Source organism: Escherichia albertii, from assembly GCF_028622335.1.
In the GTDB taxonomy this organism is placed as follows: domain Bacteria; phylum Pseudomonadota; class Gammaproteobacteria; order Enterobacterales; family Enterobacteriaceae; genus Escherichia; species Escherichia albertii.
In genome coordinates this window covers 2,875,856-2,892,384 of sequence record NZ_CP117568.1, presented here as the reverse complement: position 1 = coordinate 2,892,384, position 16,529 = coordinate 2,875,856, and the positions used below count along the sequence as shown (strand labels likewise).

The 16,529-nt window shown below is 43.8% G+C and carries 9 protein-coding genes and 1 pseudogene; 4 read left to right on the top strand and 6 right to left on the bottom strand.

Annotated elements, in window-relative coordinates:
* Positions 1-44: 44 nt before the first annotated feature.
* A complete protein-coding gene (adeD, locus tag PS053_RS14060; protein WP_273774128.1) occupies positions 45-1,811 on the bottom strand; it encodes an adenine deaminase in 1,767 nt (588 codons plus the stop codon).
* 175 nt (positions 1,812-1,986) lie between these two features.
* Here adeD and adeQ point away from each other — a divergent pair, with 175 nt between their 5' ends.
* The 4 genes and pseudogenes from adeQ to PS053_RS23185 all read left to right on the top strand — a co-directional run bounded on the left by adeQ (position 1,987) and on the right by PS053_RS23185 (position 9,379).
* Positions 1,987-3,321 (top strand): adenine permease AdeQ, encoded by a 1,335-nt coding sequence (gene adeQ, locus PS053_RS14055; protein WP_024164673.1) that lies wholly within the window; start codon positions 1,987-1,989, stop codon positions 3,319-3,321.
* 52 nt (positions 3,322-3,373) lie between these two features.
* The gene (locus tag PS053_RS14050; RefSeq protein ID WP_010341092.1) at positions 3,374-3,826 is read left to right on the top strand and encodes a DUF1198 domain-containing protein; all 453 of its coding nucleotides are present in this window, start codon (positions 3,374-3,376) and stop codon (positions 3,824-3,826) included.
* Between the two features lie 264 nt (positions 3,827-4,090).
* Positions 4,091-7,027: pseudogene (locus PS053_RS23190) on the top strand (inverse autotransporter beta domain-containing protein); the annotation flags it as partial.
* A gap of 897 nt (positions 7,028-7,924) precedes the next feature.
* Complete coding sequence (locus PS053_RS23185) at positions 7,925-9,379, top strand: hypothetical protein (protein WP_370649601.1); 1,455 nt, start codon at positions 7,925-7,927, stop codon at positions 9,377-9,379.
* 49 nt (positions 9,380-9,428) lie between these two features.
* Here the strand turns inward: PS053_RS23185 and PS053_RS14040 are convergent, their stop codons facing one another.
* The 5 genes from PS053_RS14040 to PS053_RS14020 all read right to left on the bottom strand — a co-directional run bounded on the left by PS053_RS14040 (position 9,429) and on the right by PS053_RS14020 (position 16,503).
* Positions 9,429-11,126 (bottom strand): HilA/EilA family virulence transcriptional regulator, encoded by a 1,698-nt coding sequence (locus tag PS053_RS14040; RefSeq protein WP_208629299.1) that lies wholly within the window; start codon positions 11,124-11,126, stop codon positions 9,429-9,431.
* A 178-nt stretch (positions 11,127-11,304) separates the two neighbouring features.
* Complete coding sequence (locus PS053_RS14035) at positions 11,305-12,753, bottom strand: IpaD/SipD/SspD family type III secretion system needle tip protein (RefSeq protein ID WP_256879238.1); 1,449 nt, start codon at positions 12,751-12,753, stop codon at positions 11,305-11,307.
* Between the two features lie 35 nt (positions 12,754-12,788).
* On the bottom strand, positions 12,789-13,940 hold the full coding sequence (locus PS053_RS14030) for a hypothetical protein (protein ID WP_256879239.1): 1,152 nt from the start codon (positions 13,938-13,940) through the stop codon (positions 12,789-12,791).
* A gap of 14 nt (positions 13,941-13,954) precedes the next feature.
* Positions 13,955-15,730 carry a hypothetical protein gene (locus PS053_RS14025; protein WP_256879240.1) on the bottom strand — a complete coding sequence of 592 codons (1,776 nt, stop codon included), beginning with the start codon at positions 15,728-15,730 and terminating at the stop codon, positions 13,955-13,957.
* Between the two features lie 263 nt (positions 15,731-15,993).
* Positions 15,994-16,503, bottom strand: a complete 510-nt coding sequence (locus tag PS053_RS14020; protein ID WP_025238060.1) for a SycD/LcrH family type III secretion system chaperone — start codon at positions 16,501-16,503, stop codon at positions 15,994-15,996.
* Positions 16,504-16,529: the final 26 nt, after the last annotated feature.

Genomic DNA, 16,529 nt, shown 5'->3' with positions numbered 1-16,529 from the left:
TAACTGGTGACTTTTGCCCGGCCTTGCGCCGGGCTTTTTTTTACTTATTCCGCGATTTCCAGTGTGGTAAAAGCAAACTTTTCGCCATCAAACAGACCCTGACTGGTGAGTTTCAGCGCCGGGATCACGGGCAGGGAGAGAAATGCCATCTGAATGAACGGTTCATCCGGTAACGGTCCACATTTACGGGCGGCGACTTTCAATGCGTCAATTTGCTCCGCCAGCGACTGCGCCGTGTCGGTGCTCATTAGCCCGGCAATGGGGAGCGGGAGATGACACTGGACCTGATCGTTATGTACTACGCACAACCCGCCGCCATCCTGAATCACTTGATTTACCGCCATCGCCATCTCTTCCGCGCTGTGACCGATCACCACAATATTGTGGCTGTCATGACTGACCGTTGCAGCCAGCGCGCCTTCCTTCAGGCCAAAGCCGCCGAGCAAACCACAGGCCGGGGCCAGTCGCTGACCGTAACGCTCAAGTACGGCGATAAAACAGACATCATCGCGATCAAAACCGTTTTCGCTGTAGACGCAGGAGTGAGAGTGCGTAATCAGTTCGTTATGGATAACGTCAATGACCCGATAGCGTTTTCCGGGAGTAAATTGCAGGGCAAAGTCGCTGGCGGAAACTGGCTGACGGACAATGGTATTGCCGTACGGCGGGGCGGATTGCGCCAGTCTTGCTGGTTCTTCCGCCTGCAAGGTTTGCGCGTCAATCGGTTCGCCTTTCACCAGTACCTGTTGCACTGTAACCTTACGTGCGTCGCTTAACAGGACAATATCGGCCTGTTTTCCGGGAGCCAGTAAACCAAGATGATTCAGACCAAAATGACGCGCCGTCGACCAACTGGCTACGCGATATGCCACATGCAACGGCACATTGTGCTGTTCGATCAGGCGACGAATTAAGGCGTCGATATGGCCTTCGTGGGCAATTTCCCACGGGTTACGGTCATCGGTGCAGAGCATGCATTGCGGGCTGTTAAATTCATTGATCAACGGCGCCAGCGCGTTGAGATTACGGGCAGCGGAGCCTTCGCGGATCATTAACGACATGCCGAGTTGTAATTTTCGGCGACCTTCTTCCAGCAGATAACTTTCGTGGTCGTTTTCGATTCCGGCGGCAATATAGGCGTTAAGTTCTTTACCGCCTAAACCGGGACAGTGACCGTCCAGCGTCAGATGGCGAAATGCGTCCAGTTTATCGAGCAGCGAATCCTGACCGCTGATCACACCTGGGTAGTCCATCATTTCCGCCAGACCAGTTACTTGCGGATGGTCTCGCCAGGCAACCATTTGCTTGAGGGTAAAACTGGCGCCGTTAACATCGCAGCCTTCCAGTGCAGGGACGCAAGAGCTGACCTGTAAATATTGATTCTGCTTTGCTTGTTCCGCACAGCGAGCAAACCAGGCAAACCCAGCTTCGCCCATGACGTTGACGATTTCATGAGGATCGCAAATGACGGTCGTCAGGCCGCGCGGTAGTGTGGCGGTTTCAAAGGTGACGGGGGTCATCATGCTGGATTCAATATGTAGATGCGCATCGATAAATCCGGGTACCGCCGTTGCGCCGCACGCATCAATTCGGTGCCGGGCTGGGGCATCGGCGTATTCTGCGCCAATACCGGCAATGTAGCGTCCTTTAATCACAATAGGGCCGGAAATTTCTCCACCATTGATCAGATCCAGAACAGAAACATTATCAATAATATAATCGGCAACGGCTTCGCCACGGGAAACGGCTAACAATTCCTGGTATTCAGCTCTGCTAATGTGATGAAATTTATAGTTAATAGAGTTATTCATATTTTTCTCATTTTGATTTTATCAATTTGATTATTATTTATCATAAAGAAACGTCGCGAGATTATTAAAGAATATCCATTAATCTGCAATTGAAATGTGATAATTATCACTGAACCGTTGTTGTCATTTGCTTTACAAAAGCAAGGGATTAAATCTCCTCCAATGGACAAAAAAAATGAATAATGACAATACCGATTATGTGAGTAATGAATCAGGGACGCTTTCGCGATTATTTAAACTTCCTCAGCATGGAACAACTGTACGTACAGAATTGATTGCGGGTATGACCACCTTTTTAACCATGGTGTACATCGTTTTTGTTAACCCGCAAATTCTTGGTGCAGCGCAAATGGACCCTAAAGTGGTGTTCGTTACAACCTGTTTGATTGCGGGAATTGGCAGTATTGCGATGGGGATATTTGCTAACTTACCCGTGGCGTTGGCACCCGCGATGGGGCTGAACGCCTTCTTCGCGTTTGTCGTGGTCGGGGCGATGGGGATCTCCTGGCAGACCGGGATGGGCGCCATATTTTGGGGCGCAATCGGGCTGTTTTTGCTGACCCTTTTTCGTATCCGGTACTGGATGATCTCCAACATTCCGTTAAGTCTACGTATTGGCATCACCAGCGGAATCGGATTATTTATTGCCTTAATGGGATTAAAAAATACGGGGGTTATTGTCGCTAATAAAGACACGCTGGTGATGATTGGCGATTTAAGTTCACATGGCGTGTTGTTAGGCATTTTAGGCTTTTTTATTATAACTGTGTTGTCATCTCGTAATTTTCATGCGGCGGTACTGGTTTCTATCGTGGTGACTTCCTGCTGCGGATTATTTTTTGGCGATGTTCATTTCAGTGGTGTCTATTCCATTCCACCCGATATTAGCGGTGTTATTGGTGAAGTTGATTTAAGTGGCGCATTATCGCTTGAGCTTGCCGGTATTATTTTCTCCTTTATGTTGATCAACCTATTTGATTCATCAGGGACATTAATTGGCGTAACTGATAAAGCTGGCTTAATAGATAGTAACGGTAAATTCCCCAATATGAATAAGGCGCTGTATGTTGATAGCATCAGTTCGGTTGCCGGGGCGTTTATTGGAACTTCATCGGTGACGGCCTACATTGAAAGTACTTCCGGCGTGGCGGTAGGCGGTCGCACAGGGCTGACTGCTGTGGTTGTTGGCGTTATGTTCCTGCTGGTTATGTTCTTCTCGCCGCTGGTGGCGATGGTTCCCCCTTATGCAACCGCCGGGGCGTTAATCTTCGTTGGCGTGTTAATGACTTCAAGCCTGGCACGTGTTAACTGGGATGATTTTACCGAATCAGTACCGGCATTTATTACTACGGTGATGATGCCTTTTACTTTCTCGATCACGGAAGGTATTGCGCTGGGCTTTATGTCGTACTGCATTATGAAAGTGTGCACTGGACGCTGGCGTGAGCTGAACCTGTGTGTGGTAGTGGTGGCGGCGCTGTTTGCGCTGAAAATCATCCTGGTGGATTAGTATCTGACAAGAATTTCCAGATATCATGAGTGTCGGTTACGCAGGAGAACTCATGATCTGGATAATATTCGCCACTCTGGCGGTGGTATTTGTGGTTGGTTTTCGGGTGTTGACATCCGGTGCCCGAAAAGCGATTCGTCGACTGAGCGAGCGGCTGAATATCGATGTTGTGCCCGTTGAATCGATGATCGATCAGATGGGAAAGTCAGCGGGCGATGAATTTTTACGTTATCTGCATCGCCCTGATGAATCGCACCTGCAAAACGCTGCGCAGGTGCTACTCATCTGGCAAATTGTGATTGTTGATGGTAGTGAACAGAACCTACAGCAGTGGCATCGGATTTTGCAAAAAGCCCGCCTCGCCGCGCCGATTTCTGATGCGCAGGTACGTCTGGCGCTGGGCTTTCTGCGAGAAATAGAGCCTGAAATGCAGGACATGAATGCTTTCCAGATGCGCTATAACGCATTATTTCAGCCAGCAGAGGGCGTTTACTGGCTACATTAAAGCTGCTTTGCCTGATGCAATGCTGGCGGGTTTTCCCCTTGAAACATACCTGGGGTTGCATCATGAGTGAATATATCGAATAAATCGGCGGCGATACGCTGGATAATATTGTTCAGCGATAAACGTTGATCAGATATTGTTCTTATCTTATTGATATTTTCCTTCTTCTTTCTGCATTTATCATATCCCTATCAGGAATCATCACTTTCTCTCGTGTACAACAAACGTCATTTAATCTGAACGCTTAGTGGCAGGGATGACGAGATGACAAGGAAGGGACAAGAGAGCGGTAATTGTCGTGGCGATAATACCGTATGTGGATTTGGTGCCCGTTTACGGCGACTGACTGCCGGTATTTGTTTGATTACTCAGACAATATTCCCGGTTATGGCTGCTGCACCAACGCACATAAAAGACAACACACACCAGAGTGTTTCCACGCCATCCACCCAGCCTAATGTCAGAACAACTCCTTATATGCTGGGTGTGCTGGAGTCACCTCAAACTGTTGCAGCGCGATTTGGCATCACTGTTGATGAATTACGACGTCTGAATCAGTTCCGCACTTTTGCTCGCGGCTTTGATAATGTTCGTCAGGGCGATGAGCTGGACGTTCCGCTCATGGCGAACAATCTGGCAGGCCGCAATCTCAAAGAAATGCAGGCGGAACGTGACGGTAAGGATCCACAATTGCAGGTTGCTGAAGTGGCGCAACGAGGCGGGTCGTTACTTTCTCAGGAGATAAATAGCGATTATGCCGAGGATATGGCCCGCGGATGGGTTGCTTCTTCTGCCTCTGCACAGGCTTCAGACTGGCTTAGTCGCTGGGGAACGGCCCAGGTTTCTCTTGGCATTGATGAGGATTTCAGTCTTAAAAGCTCTTCGGTTGATTTTCTCCATCCCTGGTATGAGACGCCGAATAATCTGGTGTTCAGCCAGCATACATTGCACCGGACAGATGACCGCACTCAGACTAACCACGGTATTGGCTGGCGTTACTTCGCTTCGGACTGGATGTCCGGGGCTAACTTGTTTATTGATCATGACTTGACGCGTTATCACACCCGTACCGGGATGGGTATCGAGTACTGGCGTGATTATCTGAAACTGGGCGGTAACGCCTATCTGCGCCTGAGCAACTGGCGCAGTGCGCCGGAACTGGATAATGACTATGAAGCACGCCCGGCAAACGGCTGGGATCTTCGTGCTGAAGGATGGCTACCAGTCTGGCCACAACTCGGCGGTAAACTGGTGTTTGAGCAATATTACGGTGATGAAGTGGCACTGTTTGGTAAGGATGAACGGCAAAATGATCCTTATTCCATCACTGCGGGATTAAGCTACACACCAGTTCCGCTCATCTCTTTTAGCGCGGAGCAGCGGCAGGGTAAGCAGGGAGAAAATGATACCAAAATTGGCATGGAGCTGACGCTGCAAACCGGTCATTCGTTGCAAAAACAGTTGGACCCGGATGAAGTTGCTGCCCGGCGTAGTCTGGTGGGGAGTCGCTATGACCTGGTCGATCGCAATAACAATATTATCCTTGAGTATCGCAAGAAAGAGTTGATACGCCTGACGCTGACCGATCCGCTGAAAGGCAATCCGGGTGAAGTCAAATCGCTCGTTTCGTCGCTCCAGACGAAATACGCTTTGAAGGCTTATGGCATTGACGCGGCGATCCTGCAATCGGCTGGTGGGGAAGTGGTCGTCTCAGGGAAGGATATTCAGGTTACCATCCCTCCTTATCGCTTCACGGCAACGCCGGAAACCGATAACGCCTTTCCGATAGCCGTTACCGCTGAAGATACAAAAGGCAACTACTCGCGGCGCGAAGAAAGTATGGTGGTGGTGGCCAGGCCACAACTGAGTCTGACGAGTTCAATGCTTACCGTCGATCCGCAAACGTTGCTTGCTGATGAAAAATCAATGGCAACGCTGACCTATTCTGCCCGCGATGCCAACAATCATCCGATTCCCGGAATGACATTAAAAACCGTCATAAAGGGGGGGCAGGATGTTGCGCTAAGCGAATGGAAAGATAACGGCGATGGCACTTACACCCAGGTCATTACTGCCGGAAAAACATCGGGTTCTTTGTCGCTAATGCCGCAATTTAATGGTGAAGATGTTGCGAAGATGCCCGTAATGATTGGCATTGTGGCGAATGGAGCGTCACGCGATACCTCTACCATTGAGACGGATCAGTCTAATTACATCGCCGGTAAGCCGATTCTCGTTACGGTGACCTTGAAGGACGATAAAGGCAATCTGGTGTCGGGAAGTAAAGATCTTCTCAATAATGCAGTCATGGTGGATAACACCAAATCAGAAACAAGCCGCGTCTGGATTGAAGAAAGTGACGGTATCTATAAAGGAAACTATACGGCGGATCTTTCTGGCGATGCGTTAACGGCGCAACTGACGTTGCCGGGCTGGAAAACTAAGCATTCTGATAAGTTCAATATAGCAGCGGATAAAACATCGGCCAAAATCAGTGATATGCGGGTTATGACCGTCAATGTGGTGGCGGATACACTGGATATGCATACCGTTCAGGTGACGGTAAATGATGAACACGGAAATATCGTCAAGCAAAGTGCGGTCTCATTTAAAGTGACGGCTGGCGCAGCTCTGTTTGTCAACGGGATGCAACAAATTACCGTTGATACAGATGAAAACGGTATTGCTGCGGTTAATCTGACCAGCAATGAGGCGAAACTCAACACCGTTGAGGCTGAGATCAATGGTATCAGTCAGTCTGTTGATGTGAACTTTAATCATGGCAACGCGGTAGCACAGAACTCCGCCATCACACTGGACCGGACGGAATATGCTGCCGGAGAGCCCATTACGGTGACGGTGACGCTGAGGGATGCGCAGGGGAATGCGGTGCCGGACGGTGCGGCATTACTGTCCGGCAGCAGCGTGACGGTGGAAGGCGCGGACGGCCCGTCCGGCAGCTGGACGGGAACGGACGGAACATACACCGCCACCTGGCGTGCGAAGACGGCGGGCGATGACTATCACGCCGCGCTGAAACTGGCGGGCTGGAGCGAGAATAAATGGTCGGACGCGTATATCATCCGTGCCAGTGAGGCCGTGAGCCTTAACTCCGCCATCACGCTGGACCGGACGGAATATGCTGCCGGAGAGCCCATTACGGTGACGGTGACGCTGAGGGATGCGCAGGGGAATGCGGTGCCGGACGGTGCGGCATTACTGTCCGGCAGCAGCGTGACGGTGGAAGGCGCGGACGGCCCGTCCGGCAGCTGGACGGGAACGGACGGAACATACACCGCCACCTGGCGTGCGAAGACGGCGGGCGATGACTATCACGCCACGCTGAAACTGGCGGGCTGGAGCGAGAATAAACGGTCGGACACGTATATCATCCGTGCCAGTGAGGCCGTGAGCCTTAACTCCGCCATCACGCTGGACCGGACGGAATATGCTGCCGGAGAGCCCATTACGGTGACGGTGACGCTGAGGGATGCGCAGGGGAATGCGGTGCCGGACGGTGCGGCATTACTGTCCGGCAGCAGCGTGACGGTGGAAGGCGCGGACGGCCCGTCCGGCAGCTGGACGGGAACGGACGGAACATACACCGCCACCTGGCGTGCGAAGACGGCGGGCGATGACTATCACGCCACGCTGAAACTGGCGGGCTGGAGCGAGAATAAACGGTCGGACACGTATATCATCCGTGCCAGTGAGGCCGTGAGCCTTAACTCCGCCATCACACTGGACCGGACGGAATATGCTGCCGGAGAGCCCATTACGGTGACGGTAACGCTGAGGGATGCGCAGGGGAATGCGGTGCCGGACGGTGCGGCATTACTGTCCGGCAGCAGCGTGACGGTGGAAGGCGCGGACGGCCCGTCCGGCAGCTGGACGGGAACGGACGGAACGTACACCGCCACCTGGCGCACGCAGACGGCGGGCGATGACTATCACGCCACGCTGAAACTGGCGGGCTGGAGCGAGAATAAACGGTCGGACACGTATATCATCCGCGCCAATGAGCCAGTGAAGATTAATTCCACCATCAGGACGGATAAAACCGGATACACTGTTGGTGAGAAAATTATTGTTACCGTAATGTTCCGGGATGAGTATGGCAACCCAGTGCCTGGGCTGGCAGCAAAATTAGCCGGATCGTATTTAGAAACCTACGAAGTCGGTGGAGTCGACGTGCCCGATTCAGATGGATGGGCTGACCATAATAATGGCGAATATACTATGATCTGGACTGCGAAGTTCGCTCAGGAAAATCTGGTGGCCAAACTGAAATTAATAACATGGGATGGAGAGATTACATCTTCACTCTATAAAATAATATCTGGTGTGGCGGCATATATTAATTCGAACATTGTCACGGATGCGACTGTTTATACCGCTGGCGATCGTGTTATGGTGACGATAAATCTTTTCGATGAATTCGGTAATGCTATTGTTGATGGTGGTGCTCAACTGGATGACAATTCAGTGAAGGTCAATAATACTGATACTCTTGCAGGAGAAAACTGGAGTTATGTTTCTAATGGGAAATACCAAAGAAACTATAGGGCTCATACGGCAGGGGGAAGTATAAAAGCTGAGCTGAAAATGTCGGGCTGGAGTGAATCACAATATTCCAACAATTATACCATTAATCCTGGTGAAGCAAGTCCATTCACGTCGCAACTGCGTATTAGAAATTTATGGACTGTTGTTGATGGTGATTTAATTGTTGATGCTTATCTGTTCGATGCTTTTAATAATCCACTCACCAATCATTTTTATTTATTAACTGAAGGTTCTGTCTTGTTGCAAAATGCTTTTCCGAAGGGCGGGGGTAAATGGGTTTATGCCGGCGATGGACAATATGAACGTATATATACGGCACAAAGAGATGGAACTAATTTGCAATCCAGGTTGGAACTTCCTGGCGGAACTGTGAATGGACAGCCTTATTATGATATTCTTCCGTATGTTCGTGTTGAAGCCTTGCGTGTTAATGGGAAAACTTTTTCATCATTAACTGGCTTTCCAAAGACAGGGTTTGATGGTGCTAGATTTACTCTTATTTTAGATAACAATGCGTCTAATACAGATTATAACTGGAAAGCAGATGTTAACTGGATAACTGTGAGTAGTGGCGGAGAGGTGCTGTTTAAATCAGCAGGTATACCTGGATGGAAGGCTACTATTACAGGAACACCGAAGAATGGGCGAGGAAATAATGTTACTTTTTCAGTTACGCTGGAAAAATGGTTCCAGAGTGGTGGTTCTGCATTACAGCGTTCCTGGAGTGATATTAAGTCACAGTGCTCAAGTGGTGGGCATAACCTGCCAGATGCAGTAGCCGATTTAGCGAGTTATCCAAGTGGTGGAGTTGTTCCTCGTGAAGTAGGAAAGTTGTGGGGAGAATATGGTGATCTAACCTCTTATAACTCGATATTTACCAGTCCTGATTATTGGACAAATACGATGTATGAGAAATTTGATCCCAAAACTGGGATGACATCATATGCTGGCGCACAATCATCATCATTATTGTGTATGGAAAAATAGGTTAAAATATGTTGCCCTGTATTGGCAGGGCAACGACAAACTTTAATGGTTAATCGACGCTGTGTGCAACTTCAATCTGTTTAAGCTGGTGTTTCATACTGGCGAAACGTGGATCATTAATTAAGACATGTGACCAAATATCATTGTCTTTTATTAGTTGTTGCCAACGCTTGTCGAATTCCTTTTTTCCATAAGCCGTAAGAATTAAAGGGAGTATGATTCCATTCACACTACTTACGTTGACATTGGTCAGAAATTTCATAATGTCTGCTTTAATTGAATCGCCATAGAGTAAGTATTTTGTGTAAAGTGTGTTTGCAGATATATAATCAGAGTTGGAATTCGTGTCAAATTTGACTAATAGACTTTTGGCTTTATCTTTATGTCCCTTTAACGCCATAAGCAAAGCTATCATGGCTGAAACAATGGGATTACTACCATTGTTTTGATTAATCAATGTTAATGCAAAAGAAATTGTCTCATCGAGAGTAGCTTTATAATATAAAATGAAGAGTTTAAGCACGCTAATTCCCATTTTGTTGGGAGCGAGGTTGAGACTTTTATCTATTAAAGTTAGTGCCTTGCCTATATCTCCTTTCAAGAAACAAAAAAGAGCGTTGTAATAATAAATATCTGGTGAATTTGGTTTTAGTAAATGTGCTTGTTTAAATAGAACAACGGCGATGGAGTGTTTGTTTTTCAGACCGCTAATCAATCCTAATAATCCAAGTGCCTGAGAGTTTGATGGGTTAATATCGAGAGCTGTTTCTACAGCAGTCATTGCTGCTGTAATTGCTTGTTTTTGGTTGTATAGGCCGAGAAATGCTAATGAAATATAACATTCAGCCAGACAACAATATGGCATGGTATTCTGTGGTTGTATACTAACACAATCCATAAATATGGCCATCGCACGTCTCAGGCTGTCAGGGGTATAACAATACATCTCCATCCTGCCATTCATGTACATTACAGCAGAATCCAGCGATGGCATTTGTTGCATGTTTATGGACTGTAGATTTATATTGGGTATTTTCTCAATGAGAATATTAATAAGCTGAGATAATAAGATGGATAATGGATTTTCAGGGTTGAAATCAATACTTTGGTGTTCAATAAGTTTATGCGTTTTGGCATGGACAAGTTCAACAAATAATCTCCAGTTTTGGCCATAGTGAATAACCTGTCCCATAATATAGTATTCAGGGCTGGTTTGATTAATAAATTGATGAATACTGGAAAAGTCAATCACTTCGTTAGTAACGGATGCCGGTAAAATATCTAAGCCACAAAAGGCATATTTTGATAATCCTTGTACCAGTTCGTAGTGCAGTTTTACTATATTTATAGAACCTTCAGTACGAAAAGGAAACACAGCTAGGGTGGTTGATGATTTTACCGGTTCGTTATCGGTAACAACTACAATGGGAACAGTAAAACGGTAACCGCGGCCATAGACTGTTTCTATATACTTACATTGTTTATTTTCATGTAATAGTTTTCTTAACGCATAAATACATCGCGTCAGAGATTCATCGCTGGCAACACTGGAGCTCCAGACTTTATCGATGATCTCCTCTTTGCTAACTATTTCACCATCGGCATTAAGCAATAAAATAATTACCCCAAGTTCTTTTGGGGGAATATGATGCTCTTTGTTTTTGAATAATAAAACACCATTGTTTTTTAATATAAAATCGCCAAAGATGTATTGGAATGAATCGTTTTTTCCATAATGTTCTTGCATCAGATCGCTCCTTCCGTTTTTAGTGATGTGGTTTAAAATAAACATGGATAAAATAACGAAATGGAAAAGGCACACTATCAAAAAATGCTCATTTTTTGCGATTCTGATGAAAATGATGACAGGAAGTTGATGTTGAAATAAAAATCCTGGTCCAGAAATACAAGACCAGGAATATTAATTAGAAGTTTAAATATCCTTTTGCTGAGTCGAATAGTGCTGTGATAGTAGAAGATAATAGTTTTATAACCAGATCATAAGTGGAGTTTGCTGTGCTGTACCTTGATGTCAGGATCTGAACATCAGTTTTTATATTTTCTATTTCTGTATTAAATGCCGTTTGCCAGGCCTGATATTCAGCGGTAGATATTTTGTATCCGTGATTATCTTTATCTGGTTTTTTCGCTTTGTTTTTATTATCATATTTGAGAGCATCGGCAGAATTAGATAACTGCATAATAATTTTAGGATCGGGTATGATTATATAAAGCCCACTTCCTGGTGGCTCTTCAATAATAGGGGAATATGTTGGTTTTGTGTTATTTGGTGGTATTGGCTGCAAACCAAATGCTGAACACCATTTCATCGCTTCATCGAGTGGAACGCCAATAGGCGTCTCTGGTGGTGGTGTCGGTTGTGGAGGGTATAATATATAATCATGACAATAATGATATACATATGTCTGGTTTTTTTGGTCCCAGGTACAAGAATAGAAGTTCTTCAATGCTTTTTGAAATTCGTCAACGTTAAAATAAATATCCTCTTTGTCTGCATGTGTCCAGTTAGCAAGATTTCCCTGTATTTGATTACTGAAATCTTTCCAGTACCTCGTCATTGCTGATACTGCGTATTCGTATATTCCAAGATAATCAGTATCTAAAATAGTCATTAAATCAGCAATTTCATTGCATAATTGCATGTCGGAAATCATAGAGCTGTTGCTATTTGTGCTAACATCATTGCTGCCACTTACACTACTGTCTGGTGCATAAGTGTTCATTGAAATCTGATTTATTTTATTAATACATTGCTGTACTACAAATTTCTCTGCGTGAGAAAGATTTTTTGTTTCAGTTAAACTATTCAGCTTTGTTAGTATAGATAAGAAACAACTTTTAATTACTTGTTTACCACTTTCAGAGAATATATCGTTATTAAGGCCACTTAATATGTTCAACAGGCTGTTATTGGTCAACTGCCGGGAAAAGCTATTTTCTAAGATTTTTTCGAGAGATTTAATACTTTCGAAGATAAATTTAAGTTGTTGGTTGATGGTAGTAATTAATCCTTTCTGCTCAGGAGTAAGTGATACATTCACAGCGCTGTTGCTTAGATGGAATTGGGCCCCATCAAATTGTAAAGACAATTCAGGGAGTGACATTTTTAATTTAATATCAAGCTTGTTTAGTAAGTTTCTGCTGCCATTCAGTTCTTGTAATAATTTTTCAATTTCTGGAGTGATAATCGAACGAGCATGCTCTACTTTAATATCTTGCATAGATGACATTCTTTGATACTTTTCAAATGCAGTGGTGGTATTTGGGAGTGATTTTTTATCCTCTTTTTGTAAGAGTGAATCAGTCTTTGGTATATTTACGATGTGTTCAAAATGTATTGTTTCGTTGCTCATGATCCTCTCCTGTCGAAAAATAATATTATTATATATTATGACTTGCGCATATTGTCTACCAGCGTCTGATCGGTATTGAGAATAGTATTAACAATAGAGTTCATCATCTCCAGCATGCTAGTTTTAGCTTGTACTGAACTGCTTATTTGTGATTCTAATGTTTGCTCTGAAGTGTGGGCGTTGTTTTTATTAACTTCCTTTATGTCTTTTTCAGATCTTATATATTCTTCGCCTGTTTTTCCTAGTGCAATAATTGCTTGATTGATCACGTGAGAATGAATAGATATACCTTCCATCATTGTGGATACAGCAAGCCATCTGTTCTGGTTTGTTGCTTTATAATCGTCATGGGATTGTTTTTCTTCTTCTTTTTTGTTCTGTGGCTCTTCTTCAACTTTTTTACATTGTTCACCCATTTCACCCATTTCACCCGTTTCACCCGTTTCGATACCATTTTCTTTAGTTTCACTCATATTTTCTTTGATATCTACTTCCTGATTTTTTATATATTCTTTCGGCTCGTTTGTTTTTTGTTCACTTATTTTCTGAGGTGCAGGTGTTGTTGCAGATTTTTTCATTGTACTGACAGCCGAAAGGACCTGAATGCCGACGGTTATACTACAGGCAGCAATCGATGTTACCAGAGAAATGGCTGCGGCCACTCTTGTCTTATGTGCCTGCTCTTTTATCAATTCCTGATACAGTCCACTCATAGATGTCACCAGTTTTGATGTTGAGATATTCATATCATTATAAACTCGCAGACATAATTCCATTATAATTTGCTGCCGTGGCGTCATATTATCTAATATGTTAAGGATATTGAATTTTTCTTTTTGACTATTAACGTATATAGCTTCACCAGCGTTGTTAAATTCAATTTTGTCATCGCCGATTTGTACACTTTTATCTGTGAATTTAATTTTATCTTCTTTAAAGGATTGCTCCGTATTTTGTGTGATAAGGTACATTTTTTCTAATAGTTTTTCTTTGTTGTCAGCGGTAATTTCTTGCTCAGGTTTTATCAGTTTTTGTTTATTGCTTCCTTGATTGTTGTTTTCTGGAGAATAAATCGGTAGTCCAAATTCATTTAATGCTATATTTTTTTTGATGTCAGCTTTTTCGGGTAGGTTATCCAGATATACCGGCTTTGATAACGTAACTGTTGTCTTGCTGATTGGTTCCATTTTTATTACTCCTTTTAAGCTAAAGTATTCATACTGGATTGTAATGCTCTGTAGCGGTCTTGCAGTATGTTGCTTAATGAGGCCACCATTTCATTGATCGCTTTTTCAAGTGACTCCATAATCTGCAAAATGCCCTTATTAACTTCTTGTTCAACCTGAATGTTTTCTCTTGCTATATCAGCGCTAGCTATATTATTTTGATATCCGACGTTAACAACTGCATTACATAATGAAAAAAATGCAATATCCAGTGCATGAATTTTCACCGTTGCGCCAATTATTTTTAATGTGATTTTTTTCCCAAGACCTTTCGCGACATTTTCTGCTATCTTCTCCACTGTTTTTTCAGCTGCCTTCTCTGCTGTCTCTTCTGTCGCTTTCTCTACAGTCTTCTCTACTACCTGTTCTGCTGTTTGCTCTGCCGTTTTCATTGCTGCAGTTGACGCTGCTTCTGCGGCATCGGCGGTAAAGGTGGCAACCAATTGTTTACATATTACAAATGTAGCGACGGCTATGATAAGAGTAACTATAATCACCTCGATAATTGCATAGACATCATTAAACATATCGATTTGATCATTGTTAAAACCAACGGCCTCCATGATCTTGTCGATAATTTTTAATTTCAGATCGTAATGTTCTACCAGCCATGTTGTGCCTTCAAAAAATTTTTGCATGACCCATGAGACCGGCGAAACATCGAAAAATAATTGACCAAAAACATCAATAGCAACTAAAGACAGGCCAATTAAGCCGCTGGCAATAGATACTGCGGCAAAGAAGGTGAGGCCACCAGAAAAAATAGCTGTTGCTACTCCACCGATAACAATTGCAACACTTAATAATACTGAACTGGCGGTAATTACATAATTGATAATCTTCATGATGTGTGACAATTTTTTGGAAGTTTTTGCCATATCATTCATCCTGGCTTCACGTGCACGATTTATTTCTTTCATAACATCAGACTGGCTTTGTAATGACTCAATAGACGTATCTCCCATTACTTCCAGCAACGATGTCATTAGTAATATAAATTGTGATGTATTGCTTTTATTTTCATGCACTTCTGTAGATAAGCAAAGGTTGGTTGAGAAGGCGTTATTTTTTTCTTGTTCACTTAACTCATCATAAACGGCCATTGTTTGTGACAGTAGCGCATCTTGTACAATTACGGAACACCCTAATGATTTGTCTGCAGTTTTCTTTTTTTCTATTGCCAGATCAAGGTTTTTTCCTGTGAGGGCAAGTTTTTGCTCAAGCTCATGACGTTCTGGATTATGTTCAGGTAATACTATTATCTGGTTTAGTAAATTATTTCTTTTTTTTAACTGAGATCTAACCTGTTTATCTGCATTGTCGAAGTATTTCTTTGCATGTACCATTTTGTCATTAGCTTGTTTACTTGAATTCACCAGACTAGAGTATTTACGGGTTGCATTTCGGTAGTTATCAAGCTTACTTTCGTATACTGGAATTAATTTATTGATGTTATTTCGTATGCTGTCATTATCTGGCGCGGATTGCATACTGTTCATAACATTTAAAAGTTTAGATAAGTTAATATCTTTAGTATTTATCGATGGTTTGCCCAGACTGGGTCTTTCACCAATAAAAGAAGCATCGTTTTTATCAATTCTTTCAGCATTTTTATTAAGACTGTCGGGAAATGCTTGCAGCATGTTTTTATTAATACGTAGCATTTCCTCATCAGAATATGACCTTCCTTCAATGCGATGTATTTTATCTTGCTGCGAAATTATAGTTGTAATACTTGAATTTCCGCTCATAGTGTTTTCCTTTTTCTTTCGCTATTGTGGGTATAGAAAGGAAATCAGTTGTTACTAACGTCTTGATAACTTTTGTAGCGCGTGCATAGTTTCTGCCGCTGGAGATTGTATGGGTTTTATAAGCTCTGGTATTAAACTCAATGTCTCCCCTGAACTGTTAAAATTTATATGTCCGGCAAGAAATTCATTGATAATGGGGAGCTTATACTTTTCTTGCCTGAGTGGTTCCACAGAACTGGAATGAGCTACCTTATTTATACTGTTCACTCTGTAGACTCCTTATTTCCTGTGGCCTCTTTTTTATGCATGTCTAACAATTCAAGCCAGGTGCTGGCCATCCCTTTTATTTTTTCATTGGAACTATATTCTACGACAGATTTAAAACATTCGATTGCGATGGCGATGTTGTTTAGTCCCATCTGACATTGTCCCATATAGTAAACAGTCGAGAAGTCATCGTTGGGGCAAAGTATCAGGCAGACGTTATAGATATCATACGCTTTTTGATATTGTTTCTTTAACTGACATACTGCTGCATAACCTTTTAGATAGTTATAATTCTGGAAGTCATAAATACAGAGGAATTTAAAAAATAATTCAGCTTCATCCAGCCGTCCCTTTTCATAAAAGTCATATGCATATGCATATATTCCTTCCAGTGTGTCAGGGGTGACACCATGCAACTCAGCAAGTGACGCGCCCATGCCCAATGCTTTTGCAAGCCCTAATACCATTTCCTGGCTTTCAGCTAAATCCAGATCTGCGCTTTCCATCTCTTGCTTCTCCATATAAACATTCT

Excerpts from the sequence above, each read along its gene's own strand:
- PS053_RS14050 (WP_010341092.1), top strand. The coding sequence starts at position 3,374 with ATGATCTGGATAATATTCGCCACTCTGGCGGTGGTATTTGTGGTTGGT.
- PS053_RS14040 (WP_208629299.1), bottom strand. The coding sequence starts at position 11,126 with ATGCAAGAACATTATGGAAAAAACGATTCATTCCAATACATCTTTGGC.
- PS053_RS14030 (WP_256879239.1), bottom strand. The coding sequence starts at position 13,940 with ATGGAACCAATCAGCAAGACAACAGTTACGTTATCAAAGCCGGTATAT.
- PS053_RS23185 (WP_370649601.1), top strand. The coding sequence starts at position 7,925 with ATGTTCCGGGATGAGTATGGCAACCCAGTGCCTGGGCTGGCAGCAAAA.
- PS053_RS14020 (WP_025238060.1), bottom strand. The coding sequence starts at position 16,503 with ATGGAAAGCGCAGATCTGGATTTAGCTGAAAGCCAGGAAATGGTATTA.
- adeQ (WP_024164673.1), top strand. The coding sequence starts at position 1,987 with ATGAATAATGACAATACCGATTATGTGAGTAATGAATCAGGGACGCTT.
- PS053_RS14025 (WP_256879240.1), bottom strand. The coding sequence starts at position 15,730 with ATGAGCGGAAATTCAAGTATTACAACTATAATTTCGCAGCAAGATAAA.
- PS053_RS14035 (WP_256879238.1), bottom strand. The coding sequence starts at position 12,753 with ATGAGCAACGAAACAATACATTTTGAACACATCGTAAATATACCAAAG.
- adeD (WP_273774128.1), bottom strand. The coding sequence starts at position 1,811 with ATGAATAACTCTATTAACTATAAATTTCATCACATTAGCAGAGCTGAA.